We start from the raw sequence: 15,105 nt of genomic DNA on the forward strand, positions 1-15,105 counted from the left end.
CTACAGCCTGCCAAAAAATCGAAGCATTCCCTTGATCATATGCTCTCTTCCGATTGGCCCCCAAGGATCCCATTCCCGGCTGTCCGGGTAATAGACCCGGCTTTCCTTGACCGCTCTAAGCTGCTGCCATCTTGGATCGGACGCAAACTCATTGATGGCAGGCTCTTCGCTCCAAATAATGAGCAGCTGCTCCGGGTTCAATTCGACCAGCCGGTCGAAAGCGTCGTCCAAATAGGAGCCGTGCGAGTTTCTTTCATCGGGCTGGAATTGCAGCCGTCCATAAAACAGCTCCGTAAACGCATGATCCTGATTTCCGTACAGTCTGCAATTGCCGGGCAGCAGCCGGATGATGGTCCATTTTCCTTGTTTCGATACCGACTCCAGCTTGCGCCGTGCTTCTTGCTCCAGGAGCGACAGATTGCGAATGACGCGCTCCGCTTCCGGCTTCCGATCCACTTTAGCGGCGATGGTGCGGAAGTACTGCTCCCAAGTGGTGGAATAATCGATCAGAATGGCGCTTGCATCTTCGCCCCAATGTTTGTCTCCCAAATCATGAGTGAGCTTCGTTCTTAAAATCATATCCGGCGACAGGTGTATGACATCGCTCGATCGGATCGGCCGTTCGGCATCCAAAGCTACAGTGCCGTTAAGTCGGTCGTGCAAATAACTTGGAAATCCGGTAGAAGTAGTGAAGTATGTAGGAAAGCTTGGCGCAGCGATAGGCAAAATGCCTAGAGCGAGCAGATGATCCTGCAAGAAAAGGCTGCTGACGACAGCTATGCGCCGATCGCGGCGCTTCAAGTAAACGGACGGCGAAATGCCCTCTGTCTTTTTGAACACGCGGCTAAAATATAGCTCGTCCTGATAGCCGACGCTGACGGCGATATCTCTTAAAGTAACGCTTTTGTCCGTCATCAGCTCTTTTGCTTTCAGCATGCGCAGTTGGGTCAAGTATCCGCCGGGCGTAAAGCCGGTCAACTTTTTGAAAGCCCGGCAATAGGAGCTTGGAGTCATCCCGGCCAGCTGCGGCAGCTCGCTCATTTGCAAAGGTTTTGACAGCCGCTGCTCCATATAGTCTATCGTAGCTTGCAGCGATTCGTTGCCGCTTTTGCTGTTCGATTGTTGATGGGCATGAAGATGAAGAATAAGTTCATATAAGGCAAATTGCTTCCGTATATCGCTAATGGCTCCCTGCTCGCCCATCGCTTGGCGAAGCTGTGCAAGCAATGATTCGGTAAGGGATGAAGAGGCGCGATGAGCCGCTCCGTTCCCTTGAAGCATATTAAGCGCCGAGGCCGAGCCGCCATCCATTCCTTCTACCGTTAATGCGCGATATTGCAATAACGTAAGCTTCAAGCTGTTTCCAGGGTCCGCCATGAGCTCAAACGATTCACCGGGATGCGCGAAAAAAAAGGAACCCTCTTGAAGGTGCTTGGCTCCGGCCTTTTCGGGAAACAACATGCCCTGTCCCCCTTGCACGATGCCGATCATGCCGTCTTCGGCATAAAAAGGCGAGGAGCGGAAGCCCTCTTTATAATAAAGCGCGGTAATCGACAGAGGGTAACAAGATAAATAAGAGAGGTTGCTCATAATAAGCAGTCCTTTGCTAAAAAATAGTTTTTCATTTCTCATTGATAATAATAATCATTCACAAGTGTAGCAACTTTACGACAATCCGGCAACCGTAATTTCAAAGGTGAAAAGGAGGGGGTGAAAATTTTGTCCATGATAAATTGACAATTTCGTGTATACAAAACAAAAATGGCGACTTGTACAATTGTACTTGAAAATGATTATCATTCACAAAGTCTGGAGGTTTTGGCAATTCGATACTTATCGCTTATGATTCTGGTCGTCATACTTCTAACAGGCTGCGCATCAGCCGGTTCGAGCGAGAAGGTCAACGATTCTGGGAAGGTTGGAAAGGAAAGCTCCGCTTCAGGCGGGCAAGGCGATCCTTTTGCCGATATTGCGGCTGCGGACGTGCAAGACAAAGCAGCGGCGCTGGATGAAATGTCCAGTTTGATCAAAACGTTCAAACAGGCGGTAGAATCGGATGAACGGGAGGAAGCGATCAAACAGGCCGAACAATTGGCGTCCTATTGGAAAGCCGTCAGCTCTGATGTTTTAGCGGAGCAGCCGGAACGCCATGAGCAATTAAACGGCGAGATTGGCCAGCTTCTGACGGGTGTCCGCGCCAAAGAATGGGATAAGACGCTGCTCGTTGACTTGGACTATTCGCTTTATCAAGGAGTTCGCGACTTGAAGCAAGCCAGCCAGTAATGGATTTACCCCGCAAAAGCAAGCCGGCAACAAACAGCACAGTTATTATTAATTCATATTTGATAGGAGAATGGACAAATGAAATTAAGAAGTAAAATGCTCGCCCTTATGTTGTGTATTGCTCTAATTGCGTCGATTGCACCAGTAACGGCTGCGACAGCCGCTGCAAAAACGGTTAACGTCACGATTGACGGAAAAAAACAAAGCTTTAACGTAAGCCCTCGCATCGTGAGCGGCAGCACGTTTGTTCCATATGCGGCAATCGCAAAATCTCTTGGCGGCACAGTTAGCTACGATGCCAAAACGAAAAAAGCAACAATCAAAAAAGGAAGCACGACTGTTGAACTGACTCAAGGCAGCAAAAACGCAAAAATCAATGGCGGCGCTGTTAAACTGGACGCAGCTCCGATCAATGTAAACGGCAGCCTTCTTGTGCCGCTTCGTTTTGTAGGGGAGTCCCTTGGCGTATGGGTAACTTGGAACAACGGAACGTCGACTGCTGTTTTGGAGACAAAACGTTCGTTCAAACATGACCTTGGCACAACAACACTGAACAAAGTTCCTAAACGTGTAGTTGTTCTTTTTAACGCTGGTGTAGACATTTCCGTCTTGCTGAAAGTGAAGCCTGTCGGCGCGGTTGAATCTTACATTCAACAGCCTTTCTACGAGTACATCCGCTCCAGCCTGATCGGCACTAAAACGCTTGGCGACGAGACACAACCGAACGTGGAAGCGATCGTTGCTCTTAAGCCAGACGTTATTATCGGAACAAAAGACCGTCACGAAAAAGTTTACGCTCAATTGAGCAAAATCGCTCCGACTGTTTTGACGAAGGACCTTGCGGATTGGCAGGATAACTTGCAAGTCATGTCCAAAGTATTGAACAAGGAAAGCATTGCAACTCAATTTATGGCGGACTGGAAAGCTCAAGTTGCCGACTTCAAACGCAAGCTTCCTGCTAAAGACAAAGGAGCTGAAGTTTCCATTATCCGTATCAACCCGAACGGATCGGCTCGCGCTTACAACTACGGCTTTGCTTATAATGTATTCCAAGAGCTGGGCTTCAAAGAGCCAAAGGCTCAAGCTGCAACAGGCCAAGACATTATTACCGTTACTTCCCTAGAGCAAGTAAGCTTGCTTGACGGCGACTACATCTTTGACTTCACAACGGATTGGGACGGAGACGGCGCGATTTTGCAGCACCAGAAGAAATGGACGAGCAGCGAGCTTTGGAAAAACTTGAAAGGCGTTAAAAACAAAAAATACTATAAAGTCAACTCCGTAACATGGAACCTGTCCGGCGGCGCGCTTGCGGCGAAGCTGATGCTGGATGACCTGTACTTCTACTTCGGTTTGGACTAAGCCATATTTACAAAAAGAATGAGCAACAAGAAAGAATGAGCCTTCGGCTCATTCTTTTGTTGCGTATGCCTAGCGTGAGAGGAACGGATAGCGGACATGAAGATGGAAACCAATAAAAACTTCTATCGCGGCGCAGGATTGCTGGTCAGCTTCCTGCTGCTCGGAATCAGTTTCCTGTGCAGCGTCAGATACGGCTTCGTATCCATCGGATGGCAGGATATATGGGCGTCGATTTTTAACTATAACAATGGCGATATGGATCAAGTAGTCGCGAGAGAAGCGAGACTGCCGCGGGCGATGGTGGCGGCTGCGGTAGGGGGATCGCTGGCGATCGCGGGTGCGATTTTGCAGGCGGTAACGCGCAATCCGCTCGCTTCGCCAAGCGTGCTTGGCATTAACGCGGGCGCGGCGCTTGCTGTCGTAGCAGCGATTACTGTGCTATCCATTCGGGAGACATCCGCATTGATGTGGGTTTCCTTTTTTGGGGCAGGCATCGCGGCAGGGTTAGTGTATTTTCTTGGGTCGCTGGGGAGGGACGGGCTGTCTCCGCTCAAAATCATTTTGGCCGGTTCAGCTTTAACCGCTTTATTTTCGTCCATTACACAAGGAATGCTTGTACACGACGAAAGCGGCTTGCAGGACGTGCTGTTTTGGCTGACCGGCTCCGTTGCGGGCCGTACGATGGATATGCTGACTCCCGTTTTGCCTTATATGGCAGCCGGATGGATTGGGGCGTTTGCACTGTCCAGACAATGGAGCCTGTTGCTGATGGGAGAAGAGTCGGCTAAAGGATTAGGACAGCATATCGGGTTTGTGAAGCTGGCTGCGGGAGTGATCGTTATTCTGCTTGCAGGCAGCGCAGTAGCGGTAGCGGGTCCAATCGGGCTGATTGGCATTATTGTGCCGCATATCGCCAGAGGACTGGCCGGCATCGATTATCGCTGGCTCCTGCCTTACAGCGCAGCGCTTGGAGGAAGCTTGCTGCTCATTGCGGACATTGCCGCTCGTTTTATCATTATTCCGCTTGAAATTCCAGTTGGCATTATGACGGCAGCAATCGGCGCGCCATTCTTTATCTATCTTGCGCGGAAGGAGATGTCCAAACGATGAGTTCTCCTGCAACATCATGGAATACAGCAGGACCGAAGCCAAAGCTTCACGGTCCGACTAAACGGGCGGCTATTTGGCTCTCCTTGCTTGCCGTCATTATGGCTATCGCCTATCTCATCTTAGGTGAATCGATGATCGGCCCTGGGCGGGTATGGCTGGCGCTAACGGGTAGGGGAAGCGAAGAAGATACCATTATCATCAATTCGCTTCGGGCGCCCCGTCTTGTCATCGCTATGCTGGTTGGCGCATCGCTCGCAATTGCCGGCGCTATTTTGCAATCGGTCATCCGCAATCCGCTTGCCGCTCCGGACGTGGTCGGCATTACAGGCGGCGCATCGCTTGGAGCCGTTATTTTCCTAACTGTGCTTCCGGGCGTGGTCAGCATTCAATTTTTGCCGCTGGCGGCCATTATCGGCGCTTTTTTGGCGGCGTCGCTCGTCTATTTGCTTGCATGGAAAAAAGGAGTCAATTCCATGCGCCTTGTCCTTGTCGGAATTGGCGTCGCTTCGTTGTTGTCGGCGGGCACTTCCTTTTTGCTGGCGTTTTCTCCGGCGTATTCGGCTATTTCCGCTTATATTTGGCTGACCGGCACTATATACGGTTCCTCATGGACTCATGTGGCCGCTTTGCTGCCATGGACAGCCGTGTTGCTCGTTATTGTTTATTTCAATTCCCGGAACATTCATGCTCAACTGCTCGGCGACGAGCTTGCTATCGGTCTCGGCTCCCCGCTTCAACGCCATCGACTGCTGCTCGTGTTGCTTAGCGTGGCGCTGGCGGGCTCCGCCGTATCCATTGGCGGGGTTATCGGCTTTGTAGGACTTATAGCGCCTCATATGGCAAGACGTCTAGTCGGCCCCGTTATGAACCGGGTTCTTCCAATCAGCGCTTTGCTAGGGGCAATTGTAGTCATCGTTGCCGATTTGATTGGACGAACGATCTTTCTTCCGCTCGACATTCCGGTTGGCGTATTTACTTCCGCCATCGGCGCACCGTTTTTTATTTACCTCTTATACCGATCCCGGAATCGGATGTAGCAATACAAAAAGAAGCCTTCAAACCCACTGTATTGGTGGTTTTGAAGGCTTTTTCATTTTACATGAGGGACTAGTTCATCTGACGTTAACGTTGCGGGATAGCCCCATCGGCTTGAAATTCCACCTCGATTTTCAACACCTCGGAACGGCTTCCTATACGAAGAGGTGGTCCCCAAAACCCGAAACCGGAAGACACGATGGCGTGAAGGCCACCTATTTGTTTGTATCCCCAATCAAGCGCGAACATTCGTCTCGTTACTAAGTGGTTTGGGGCCATTTGCCCCCGGTGCGTATGTCCCGATAAGCTCAAATCGATTCCGTTTTCCGACGCGCTGATCAAATCGGAAGGCTGATGATCCAAAAGGATTAGCGGCGTACTGGAGTCAAGCGGCGCTACTAGCTCGGCGATTGACTTGCGGTTGTTTTTCCCCGCGGCTTTGTCCTTCCGGCCAATGACGGCAAAGCTTCCATCGACAACAGCCGTTTCGTCCATAAGCACCCGAATGCCGATTTTGTTCAACTCCTCAACAAACGGGGGCACTTTTCCGCCAATGTATTCGTGATTTCCCGTTACGGCAAATACGCCTAGCGGGGCTTTAAGCCGTCCAAGCACGGCCGGCATTCCTTTATTTAAAAATGGAGCGATGTCATCGTCGAGAATGTCGCCTGGCAGCATAATGATGTCGGGTTTGATCTCGTCGATTTTGTCCAGCAATCTTTCCAAATGCCGGTTGCCAATAACGGTGCCCAAATGCAGATCGGAGGCCATTGCAATGGTGAGCTTGCGCCGACCGGCAGCCGGTTTGGCAATGCTGACCTTATAATGGCGGATAACGGGACTCCAGGCGTTGCGGGAACCCATCAGCAGAAGGATTGCCAGCAGTAGAGCAGCGATCGAGCCTACGGTCAAAATGTAAATTTGTTCGGATGCGCCGCCCCATTTAAGGAGCAACGCCGCAAGATCGGCAATGGGGAAAATAAGGATGCCATATTGTAAAAGGGCAAACCAATAAGAGCCCGCCAGTTTAACAGGTTCGGCGATCGGGCGGAACGAGGTCGACTGCCCCACGCGGCCAATAATATAGGCGAAGGCAAGAAAGGCGATTAGTGCGGAATACACGACGGGACTTTCCCAGTCGGTGAGGTAAGATAAATAAATCCAGCCGTTCCATCCGATAAAACCGGCTAAACAGCCGTAAACGATAAAAAAAGCGGCAATAACGGCGATGTTGCGTATGTTCATGCAAAAGTGGCTCCTTTTTTCCAAGACATAGGGCAGCTCTGATAGCTAGTAAAACGGATAAATAGACTAGAATGAAACTACTATAGCACAACGGCGGCTTTCTTACAGCTTTGTCATATTAGGCGTAAGGGAAATCGATGGTTTGAATATGCGCTCCCCGTTTATACTGAAACCGATCAAAAGAAAGAGACGAGGGAAATACAATGACAAAGCAATCGACGGTCGCTGGGCGGCTGGATGAACTGGACTATTTAAGAGGCTTCGCCTTGATGGGCATTTTGTTATTGAATGTAATAGGATTGCTCCACATTCCGGAGCCGATGCCCGGCACAAGCGATGAGGTTTATCAAAAGGCACTTTATATGTTTGGGGAAGCGCGGTTTTTCAGCATTTTTTCGTTTTTGTTCGGCATCGGTTTTTATTTGTTTATTTCAAGAGCGAATGCGAAAGGGCGAAACGGTTATTTATTGTTTTTGGCAAGAGTAGTCCTTTTGTTTCTAATGGGGCTTGCGCATATGATTTTTCATCCTGGAGAGGCGCTGGCGGTTTATGCCGTTTGCGGCTTGCTGCTGCTTCCTTTCTATAAAGTAAAGCGCTGGATCAACGTGCTCGGAGGATTCCTTTTGCTGATCGCAGCCTGCGTAATGGGGATAAAGGGAATTATGCCTCTTTCCCTTATTTGGCTAGGGATTGCGGCGGGGCAATATGAGGTGATGGATTGGGTCAAAAGCCGACCGCGAGCGTTCGCATGGATCGCAGCGGCTTCCATTCCGCTTGCAGTTATCGCTTTAATCTATCAGTACAGCTTGGCACCGGACGGGCCGTTTTCGTATTTTGTTCTAGATGGTACGGGCGATGCTGTTTTCGAACAAGGGAACGCTTTTATAAAAGCAGGTTTGCTGATCGCCCCGGTTGTCACTTTCTCCTATATGTGTGTATTGCTGCTGCTCCTTCGGCTCAAAACATTTCGTGTTTTGCTCGATCCGATGAGAGCGATGGGACGGATGGCTCTCACCAATTATGTGATGCAAACGGTATTTGTACTGGCTGCTGGCCATCTATTGGATTGGACGGGCACAATCGGCTTGTGGAGTACGCTGCCGCTATGCCTTGCGATCCTCGCTATTCAAATGACATACAGCTCGCTATGGCTTCGTTATTTCACGATGGGGCCGCTGGAGTGGAGCTGGAGAGCGCTCACCTATTTTAAACTTCCGCCATTTTTAAAGAAAGGACGAGCTTCCGCCGAAACTTAGCGGCGTTGCGCGCCCCTCGCGGCTTGTGGTATGTTGTCACCATATGCGACAGGGTAAGGGGAATGAGAGAATGAAAGCATTGGTGCTGGCGGAAAAGCCTAGCGTAGCAAAGGAAATTGCAAGAGTGCTCGGTTGTACGTCCAAGCAGAAAAGCTATATGGAAGGGCCCGGTTATGTGGTGACGTGGGCGCTCGGCCATTTGGTCACTTTGGCGGAGCCGGAAGACTACGATGTGAAATTCCGTACATGGAACTTGGAGGATCTACCCATTGTTCCCGCCAAAATGAATTTGAAAGTGATGAAGGAAACTTCTCATCAATTTAAAGCAGTCGCCCAGCTTTGCAAACGAAGCGATATTGGCGAGCTTATTATTGCGACGGACGCCGGTCGTGAAGGGGAGCTCGTTGCCCGCTGGATTATGGAGCTTGTGCAGTGGCGCAAGCCGTTCAAGCGGCTATGGATCTCATCCCAGACGGATGGAGCGATTAAAGAAGGATTTAAAAGGTTAAAGCCTGGGGGACAATACGATCCGCTCTATGCGTCTGCCGTATGCCGAGCCGAAGCGGATTGGCTGATCGGATTGAATATTACGAGAGCTTTGACGAGCAAATATAATGCACAGCTCGCCGCAGGACGCGTCCAGACGCCTACGCTGTCCATGCTGATGGATCGGGAACGGGAAATTGCGGGATTCCAGTCCAAACCTTATTGGACGATCGCGGCAAGCTTGGATGGGTTTCAGGCGATGTGGCGTGAGCAAGACGGCCACGACGGAAAGCTGTGGTCGAAGGAAGCTGCCGATGAACGGTCAGCCCGTGCCAGTTCTGCTGCATCAGCGAAAGTAACAAAGCTGCGCGTTGCGGAGCGGTCCGAACTCCATCCGCTCGCTTACGATTTGACGGAGCTGCAAAGGGATGCGAACAAGCGCCTTGGCTTCTCAGCCAAGCAAACGTCTAACGTTTTGCAAAAGCTTTACGAGATGCACAAGCTGGTTACTTATCCAAGAACGGACTCCAAACATTTGACAAGCGATATGGCCTCTACCTTAAAAGGAAGGCTGGAGAGCGTGGCCGTAGGACCGTACGCTCCAATTGCGCGCAAGCTGCTTAAGTCGCCGCTTCAAGTGACGAAACGGATAGTCGATGACAGCAAAGTAAGCGATCATCACGCTATTATTCCGACGGAGCAATACGTTCAGTTAGGCACTCTAAGCCATGATGAGCGCAAGCTGTACGATTTGATCGTCCGCAGGTTCATCGCCCTATTTAGCGGTCCGTACATTTACGACGAAACAAGCGTTGTGCTGGAAGCGGGAGGAGAACGCTTTTATGCGAAAGGGCGTACGGAGAAAGTGCTGGGGTGGCGAGAGCTGTATCAAGGCCAGCAGCTGCCTCAGGACGAGGAGGACGACAACGGCGGCGCTAGAGAGGATGGAGGGCCCTCTCAGCTGCTTCCCGCGCTTCGCGAAGGCGGGCAGCTTCAGCTGAAAACCGTACAGGTCAAGGAACTTCGCACGTTGCCGCCCGGTCGTTACACGGAAGCAAGTCTGCTCTCCAAAATGGAGAAGCATGGGCTGGGCACACCGGCCACTCGTGCGGACATTATCGAAAAGCTGCTTTCCACCGATACGATTGAGCGGGTTCGCAATACGCTTGTGCCGACGGGCAAAGGGAAGCAGCTCATTGAGCTGGTCGTTGACGAGCTTCGCAGTCCTGAGCTGACCGCACGCTGGGAAAGCGAACTGGAGAAGATTGCAAAGGGGCAGGGCGATCCAAAAGCATTTATGACGTCCATCAAAGAACAGGCGGCCAAATGGGTTGCCGAAGTGAAGAGGGAAACAAAAGAATACAAGCCACATAATTTAACCCATTCTATGTGTCCGGAATGCGGAAACCGGCTGCTTGAAATAAAGAGCAAGCGAGGCAAGTCTCTGCAATGCTCCAGCCGCGAATGCAGCTTCAGAAGGTCGGCTGAGCCGATTTTGCTGAACAAAAGATGCCCGCAATGCCGCAAAAAGATGGAGATGCACAGCGGAAAGGCTGGAAAGTACGCTCAATGCAAGCCATGCAATGTGATCGAAATGCTGGAGGACAAAGATGGGGGCCGAATGGGCCGCAAAGAGCAGCAGAAGCTCGTTCAGCAATACAGTGCCGACAGCTCGCCTCTCACGAATAGTCTTGCGGATAAGCTGAAAGCCGCTTTAGAAAATAAGGACGGAAAATAGAAGGAACGGCTCCCATTTCCACCGTTATTCCCGCTCTTGACGGGCGGCAATCATCCAAGAGGCATGGCCCTCGGCGCCATATGCTAAAGGGAGGAGGAATGCGGAAAGGAGTTGGGACACGGTGCATAACCATTCAGGCAGACAGCTTGCCAGCAAATGGGCCAAGACGGAAGCGCTTCTCGCGCATCCGGGACTGGCAAGCCATATCCCGCCGACAAGCATCTATTCGCCCGAACAGCTAAGGCAAATGCTTTCGATTCACGGCATGGTCGTCATTAAGCCTATTGTCGGATCGGGAGGAAGCGGCGTAATCAAAGTGTCGGCAACAGGGGGAGGCTACGCTTATACGTATCGGGCGAGCACTTCACGGTTTGGCCAGTTTGATGCGCTTGTCGGCGCGCTTCGGAATCACACAGGCAAAAGAAAATATTTGATTCAGAAAGGGATTTCTCTCGCTACGGTAGGAGGGCGTCCAATCGATTATCGGGTGAAATACGTGAAAGGCTCGAAGGGCTGGGAGTACCGCGCGCTCGTCGGCCGAATTGCAAGAGCCGGTCTGTTTGTCACGAATCTAACGCAAGGCGGCCGGATGGTGCTGGCCGGCGAAGGAATCCGATCTTCGCTAGGAGCTGCCCATGTCAAGGAGAAGAAGCGGAAAATGCGGGAGTTGACCGTACTCGCTACAAGGGTGTTGGAACAGAGATACCCCGGCATCTCGCAGCTGGGCTTTGATTATGGCATCGACAGGCAAGGGAAGATATGGATTTTTGAAGTGAATACACGACCTCATTGATGAAGCCTCGAAAGAGGCTTTTTCTTTTTACCACTTAATGCCGTTAAAATATTCCATTGATAGATTGATGAACCTTAATCAAAGTTTTTTATAGTTTTTCCGTCTATTTAAGATGTGGATAACCATATCCACATTATCCATACCGTCATTTCTACATTTTCTGCCACTATTCACAACTCATACACAGGGTATCCACATCGGGGTGTGTATAATGGGTTCTGTTGTTTAGGTTCTAAATGGCGTGATACACTAAAAACTGTAAATAAGTCGTATTAGTAAACGATTTGGGAGGAGGAGACAAAATGGAACAGTTGTCTGACGATCTTCTAGTTGATACGTATTACGCCGCCATTGAGTTTAGATTAGAACCGGAGTTTATCCGGATGCTTGCCGTGGAGATGAAAAAGAGAGGCGTGGATTTAACTGCGCGCAAGCATTCCGCTTAAAGGTCGCACGCATTAAGTTCATTTATGAGGTGTAAGCAACGTTCCAACGTTAAGACCACTCCCGGATATAAACCTCTTTTACCTGTTCGCAAACGGAGCAATAGACGACGTGGCAGCAGCTATCCTCTATACCGCTAGACAGAAAAGGCTGGACAAGCCGCTCTGGCGCAATCGGCTCGTAAGGCGCATAGGGTCCAGTCCAATCCGACAAGCGACCGCAATCCATAGCGACGTTGCCGCATGATGAGCAATTATTTTCGTAAGAGACGATGCCATTGCAAATAGGGCAAAACATAAGGGTACCCTCCCGGCAACTGAAATGAAATCAGGTTTGATTTCGTAATGGCCAAGCTTAGGATACCCTTAAATTTTATAATCAATTAAAGCTTCATATTGCTGCTGTGCCCCGGAGAAAGTTTGGCACTGGGATCGATATATACTTTGGCGTTGTTGATGGCAGTAGGCGCCTCGCCAAAACCGACCGCGATCAGTTTCAGCTTGCCGGGGTACGTAGTAATATCGCCAGCGGCGAAAATGCCGGAAATATTGGTTTCCATTCTTGTATCCACGACTATCGATCCTCCCTGAATATCGATGCCCCAATCCGAAATGGGACCTAAAGAGGAAACAAAACCAAAATTGACAATGACGGCATCCACTTCGATGTCGAATGTTTCATTTGTTTTTACATTGTTGAGCGTTGCTTTTGAAATGTATCCTTCGCCGGAAAGCGCCGAAATCTCATGCGGCGTAACTACGTTTACGGATGATTTCATCAAGTTTTCTACGCTGTGCTCATGTGCGCGGAATTTATCGCGCCGATGGACAAGCGTTACGCTCTCCGCAATAGGTTCAAGCATAAGCGACCAATCCACCGCAGAGTCGCCTCCGCCGCTAATTAGCACGCGCTTGCCTTTAAACCGCTGAAGGTCTCCTACAAAATAATGAAGGTTCTTCCCTTCGTACCGGGAAGCTTCCGGCAGCTCCAGCCGGCGCGGCTCGAACGCGCCTACCCCAGCCGTGATGATGACGGCTTTTGCAAAGTGGGAGCTTTTGTCTGTCACAACCTCGAACAGCCTTTCGTCATGCTTGACGACGCCCGTCACTTTTTCCTCCAGACAAATTTCCGGTTTAAATAAATCAATTTGTTCCTTCAGCCGGTCGACCAGCTCCTGAGCCGTCACTTTTGGAAATCCGGCTACATCGTAAATATATTTTTCGGGATAAAGAGCGGCAAGCTGACCGCCAAGCTGCGGCATGCTTTCCACAATTTTGACCGACGCTTGGCGCATTCCTCCATAAAAAGCGGCAAACATGCCCGCGGGTCCTCCGCCTATAATGACAATATCGACTGTGTTTCCTGCGGCTTCGGCGTGTGACACTTCCAACACCTCCATCATATTATCCATTACGTAACCCATTATAAGCTTTAAGATGCACTCTTGGAAATCTTTTCATTGTGCAGGACTCTAAAGTTTTTCGTATAAAATACTCTTGAACTTTTCGTGAAAAGTCTGTAATATGTCTGATGTATGCAAGAGCCGTTTATGCTGTGGATTGTTGGCGAAGCTTGTCGATAATAAATGAACGTCGGAGAATGGCCTCGACCTATGGCGTTATAAAAGGTTTTTCAACAGCGCAAACTCTAAAGGTAAGTATTCTTTTTTGGTTGAGTTTGTGTAATTTTTCACAATCTACTGCTCACCGTCATTTGCAAAAATAACGGCATGACCAAGCGGCCAAATCAGGTTTGTTAAGCGAACTCGCTAAGTCAGCGAGGGAATTTTTATATCGCGAGTCAAAAGAAAATTAGGAATGGATGGGATTCTACGATGAGCAACATACCGAAAATTGTAATTCTCGGCGCTGGCTACGGCGGCGTGCTGACGGCTCTCCGTTTGCAGAAGGAACTTAATTACAACGAGGCGGACGTAACGCTTGTAAACAAACATGACTACCACTACATTACGACGCATCTTCATATGCCGGCGGCTGGAACGGACAATCCGGAAAACGCGCGCGTCAGCATTTCCAAGCTGATCGACGAATTCAAAATCGATTTCGTGAAATCCACGGTTGTTCAAATTCGTCCACAAGACAAAAAAGTAATTTTGGAAGACGGCACTTTGTCTTATGACTACCTCGTGATCGGCCTTGGCGGCGAGCCGGAAACATTTGGCATTCCGGGCCTAGCCGAAAACGCAATGAACATCCGGAGCATCAACTCCGTTCGCTTAATTCGCGAGCATATCGAATATCAATTTGCCCGCTTCAAACGCGAGCCGCATCGCACGGACTACCTGACGTTTATCGTTGGCGGCGCCGGCTTTACGGGCATCGAATTTGTAGGCGAGCTGTCCGACCGTATTCCTGAGCTTTGCAAACAATTCGACGTTGACCCTACACTGGTTAAAATCTACAACATTGAAGCGGCTCCAACCGCTTTGCCGGGCTTTGATCCGGAGCTTGTTCAATATGGCATGGACGTCCTGACGAAAAAAGGCGTAACGTTCCGTATCGGCACCGCTATCAAAGAATGTACGCCTGAAGGCGTCGTCGTTGGCGAAGGCGAAGAAATCAAATCCGCTACAGTCATCTGGACAGGCGGCATCCGCGGCAACCGTTTGATCGAGGAAGCTGGCTTTGAAACGATGCGCGGACGTGTAAAAGTAGACGAATTCCTTCGTTGCCCAGGCAGCGAAAACATTTATGTGGTGGGCGACAATTCCTTGATGTTCAACCCTGAAGGACGTCCGTACCCTCCAACGGCGCAAATCGCGATGCAGCAAGGTGTTGTATGCGCGCATAACCTTGTGGCATCCATTCGCAACCAGCCGCTCAAAACATTTTCATTTTCCAACAAAGGTACAGTGGCGTCGCTTGGCAAAGGCGAAGCGATCGGTATCGCATTCGGGAAAAAATATAAAGGCCGCGTAGCTGCTTGGCTGAAAAAAATGATCGACATTCGTTATCTGTTCATTATCGGCGGCATTCCGCTTGTTCTTAAAAAAGGAAAATTTCTGTAATGAGACATTGCAGCGTACAAGTGCGCGGATTGCTGACAAGAGACGAACTCGACCGCTACAATGCGCTAATTGAAGTCGGCTCCTATTTGGAATCGCAATCCCGTTACGACTTGGCCTATACGGTGCAAAAAGAAATCGATTTGCTCATCATTCCCGCTATTGAGCGGCTTAAGGATAAGGGCCGAGCGAGAGACAAGGCAACCCAGGAATATTTGGAGGCTAAATCTCGCGCCGGAGAAGTCCAAGAGGATGAGGAAGAAGACGATTAATGTCAAATTTGAAATAATAGGTTTTGAAAAAGCCTTCATGCAGAACGACCAAAATC

At 50.0% G+C, this 15,105-nt stretch carries 14 protein-coding genes; 10 read left to right on the forward strand and 4 right to left on the reverse strand.

The window, feature by feature from the left end; all coding sequences use genetic code 11:
- A complete protein-coding gene (locus ACFQZE_RS22295; protein WP_379361251.1) occupies window positions 1-1,632 on the reverse strand; it encodes a helix-turn-helix domain-containing protein in 1,632 nt (543 codons plus the stop codon).
- 186 nt (window positions 1,633-1,818) lie between these two features.
- Here ACFQZE_RS22295 and ACFQZE_RS22300 point away from each other — a divergent pair, with 186 nt between their 5' ends.
- The 4 genes from ACFQZE_RS22300 to ACFQZE_RS22315 all read left to right on the forward strand — a co-directional run bounded on the left by ACFQZE_RS22300 (window position 1,819) and on the right by ACFQZE_RS22315 (window position 5,792).
- Entirely contained in the window at window positions 1,819-2,283 is a 465-nt protein-coding gene (locus tag ACFQZE_RS22300; protein WP_379361253.1) for a hypothetical protein, read from the forward strand.
- Between the two features lie 78 nt (window positions 2,284-2,361).
- Window positions 2,362-3,645 carry a stalk domain-containing protein gene (locus ACFQZE_RS22305; protein ID WP_379361255.1) on the forward strand — a complete coding sequence of 428 codons (1,284 nt, stop codon included), beginning with the start codon at window positions 2,362-2,364 and terminating at the stop codon, window positions 3,643-3,645.
- A gap of 102 nt (window positions 3,646-3,747) precedes the next feature.
- On the forward strand, window positions 3,748-4,755 hold the full coding sequence (locus ACFQZE_RS22310; RefSeq protein WP_379361257.1) for a FecCD family ABC transporter permease: 1,008 nt from the start codon (window positions 3,748-3,750) through the stop codon (window positions 4,753-4,755).
- Window positions 4,752-5,792: a FecCD family ABC transporter permease gene (locus ACFQZE_RS22315; protein WP_379361259.1), complete on the forward strand. Its 1,041-nt coding sequence runs from the start codon at window positions 4,752-4,754 to the stop codon at window positions 5,790-5,792. The genes ACFQZE_RS22310 and ACFQZE_RS22315 overlap by 4 nt, the downstream gene beginning before the upstream one ends.
- Before the next feature lie 85 nt (window positions 5,793-5,877).
- Here the strand turns inward: ACFQZE_RS22315 and ACFQZE_RS22320 are convergent, their stop codons facing one another.
- Window positions 5,878-7,035 carry a metallophosphoesterase gene (locus ACFQZE_RS22320; RefSeq protein ID WP_379361261.1) on the reverse strand — a complete coding sequence of 386 codons (1,158 nt, stop codon included), beginning with the start codon at window positions 7,033-7,035 and terminating at the stop codon, window positions 5,878-5,880.
- 203 nt (window positions 7,036-7,238) lie between these two features.
- Here ACFQZE_RS22320 and ACFQZE_RS22325 point away from each other — a divergent pair, with 203 nt between their 5' ends.
- The 4 genes from ACFQZE_RS22325 (at window position 7,239) to sda (ending at window position 11,754) form a co-directional block, all read left to right on the forward strand.
- On the forward strand, window positions 7,239-8,291 hold the full coding sequence (locus tag ACFQZE_RS22325; protein WP_379361263.1) for a DUF418 domain-containing protein: 1,053 nt from the start codon (window positions 7,239-7,241) through the stop codon (window positions 8,289-8,291).
- 70 nt (window positions 8,292-8,361) lie between these two features.
- On the forward strand, window positions 8,362-10,515 hold the full coding sequence (locus ACFQZE_RS22330) for a DNA topoisomerase III (RefSeq protein ID WP_379361265.1): 2,154 nt from the start codon (window positions 8,362-8,364) through the stop codon (window positions 10,513-10,515).
- 121 nt (window positions 10,516-10,636) lie between these two features.
- Window positions 10,637-11,308 (forward strand): YheC/YheD family protein, encoded by a 672-nt coding sequence (locus ACFQZE_RS22335; RefSeq protein ID WP_379361267.1) that lies wholly within the window; start codon window positions 10,637-10,639, stop codon window positions 11,306-11,308.
- A 302-nt stretch (window positions 11,309-11,610) separates the two neighbouring features.
- Window positions 11,611-11,754, forward strand: a complete 144-nt coding sequence (gene sda, locus ACFQZE_RS22340) for a sporulation histidine kinase inhibitor Sda (protein WP_379361269.1) — start codon at window positions 11,611-11,613, stop codon at window positions 11,752-11,754.
- A 49-nt stretch (window positions 11,755-11,803) separates the two neighbouring features.
- Here the strand turns inward: sda and ACFQZE_RS22345 are convergent, their stop codons facing one another.
- Window positions 11,804-12,049: a hypothetical protein gene (locus ACFQZE_RS22345; protein WP_379361271.1), complete on the reverse strand. Its 246-nt coding sequence runs from the start codon at window positions 12,047-12,049 to the stop codon at window positions 11,804-11,806.
- Window positions 12,050-12,134: 85 nt separating this feature from the next.
- Window positions 12,135-13,136 carry an NAD(P)/FAD-dependent oxidoreductase gene (locus ACFQZE_RS22350; protein ID WP_379361273.1) on the reverse strand — a complete coding sequence of 334 codons (1,002 nt, stop codon included), beginning with the start codon at window positions 13,134-13,136 and terminating at the stop codon, window positions 12,135-12,137.
- A 450-nt stretch (window positions 13,137-13,586) separates the two neighbouring features.
- Here ACFQZE_RS22350 and ACFQZE_RS22355 point away from each other — a divergent pair, with 450 nt between their 5' ends.
- Window positions 13,587-14,780: an NAD(P)/FAD-dependent oxidoreductase gene (locus ACFQZE_RS22355; RefSeq protein WP_379361275.1), complete on the forward strand. Its 1,194-nt coding sequence runs from the start codon at window positions 13,587-13,589 to the stop codon at window positions 14,778-14,780.
- Window positions 14,780-15,049, forward strand: a complete 270-nt coding sequence (locus tag ACFQZE_RS22360) for a hypothetical protein (protein ID WP_379361277.1) — start codon at window positions 14,780-14,782, stop codon at window positions 15,047-15,049. The genes ACFQZE_RS22355 and ACFQZE_RS22360 overlap by 1 nt, the downstream gene beginning before the upstream one ends.
- Window positions 15,050-15,105 lie beyond the last annotated feature (56 nt).

Source organism: Paenibacillus sp. GCM10027627 (assembly GCF_042675505.1).
GTDB lineage: Bacteria > Bacillota > Bacilli > Paenibacillales > Paenibacillaceae > Pristimantibacillus.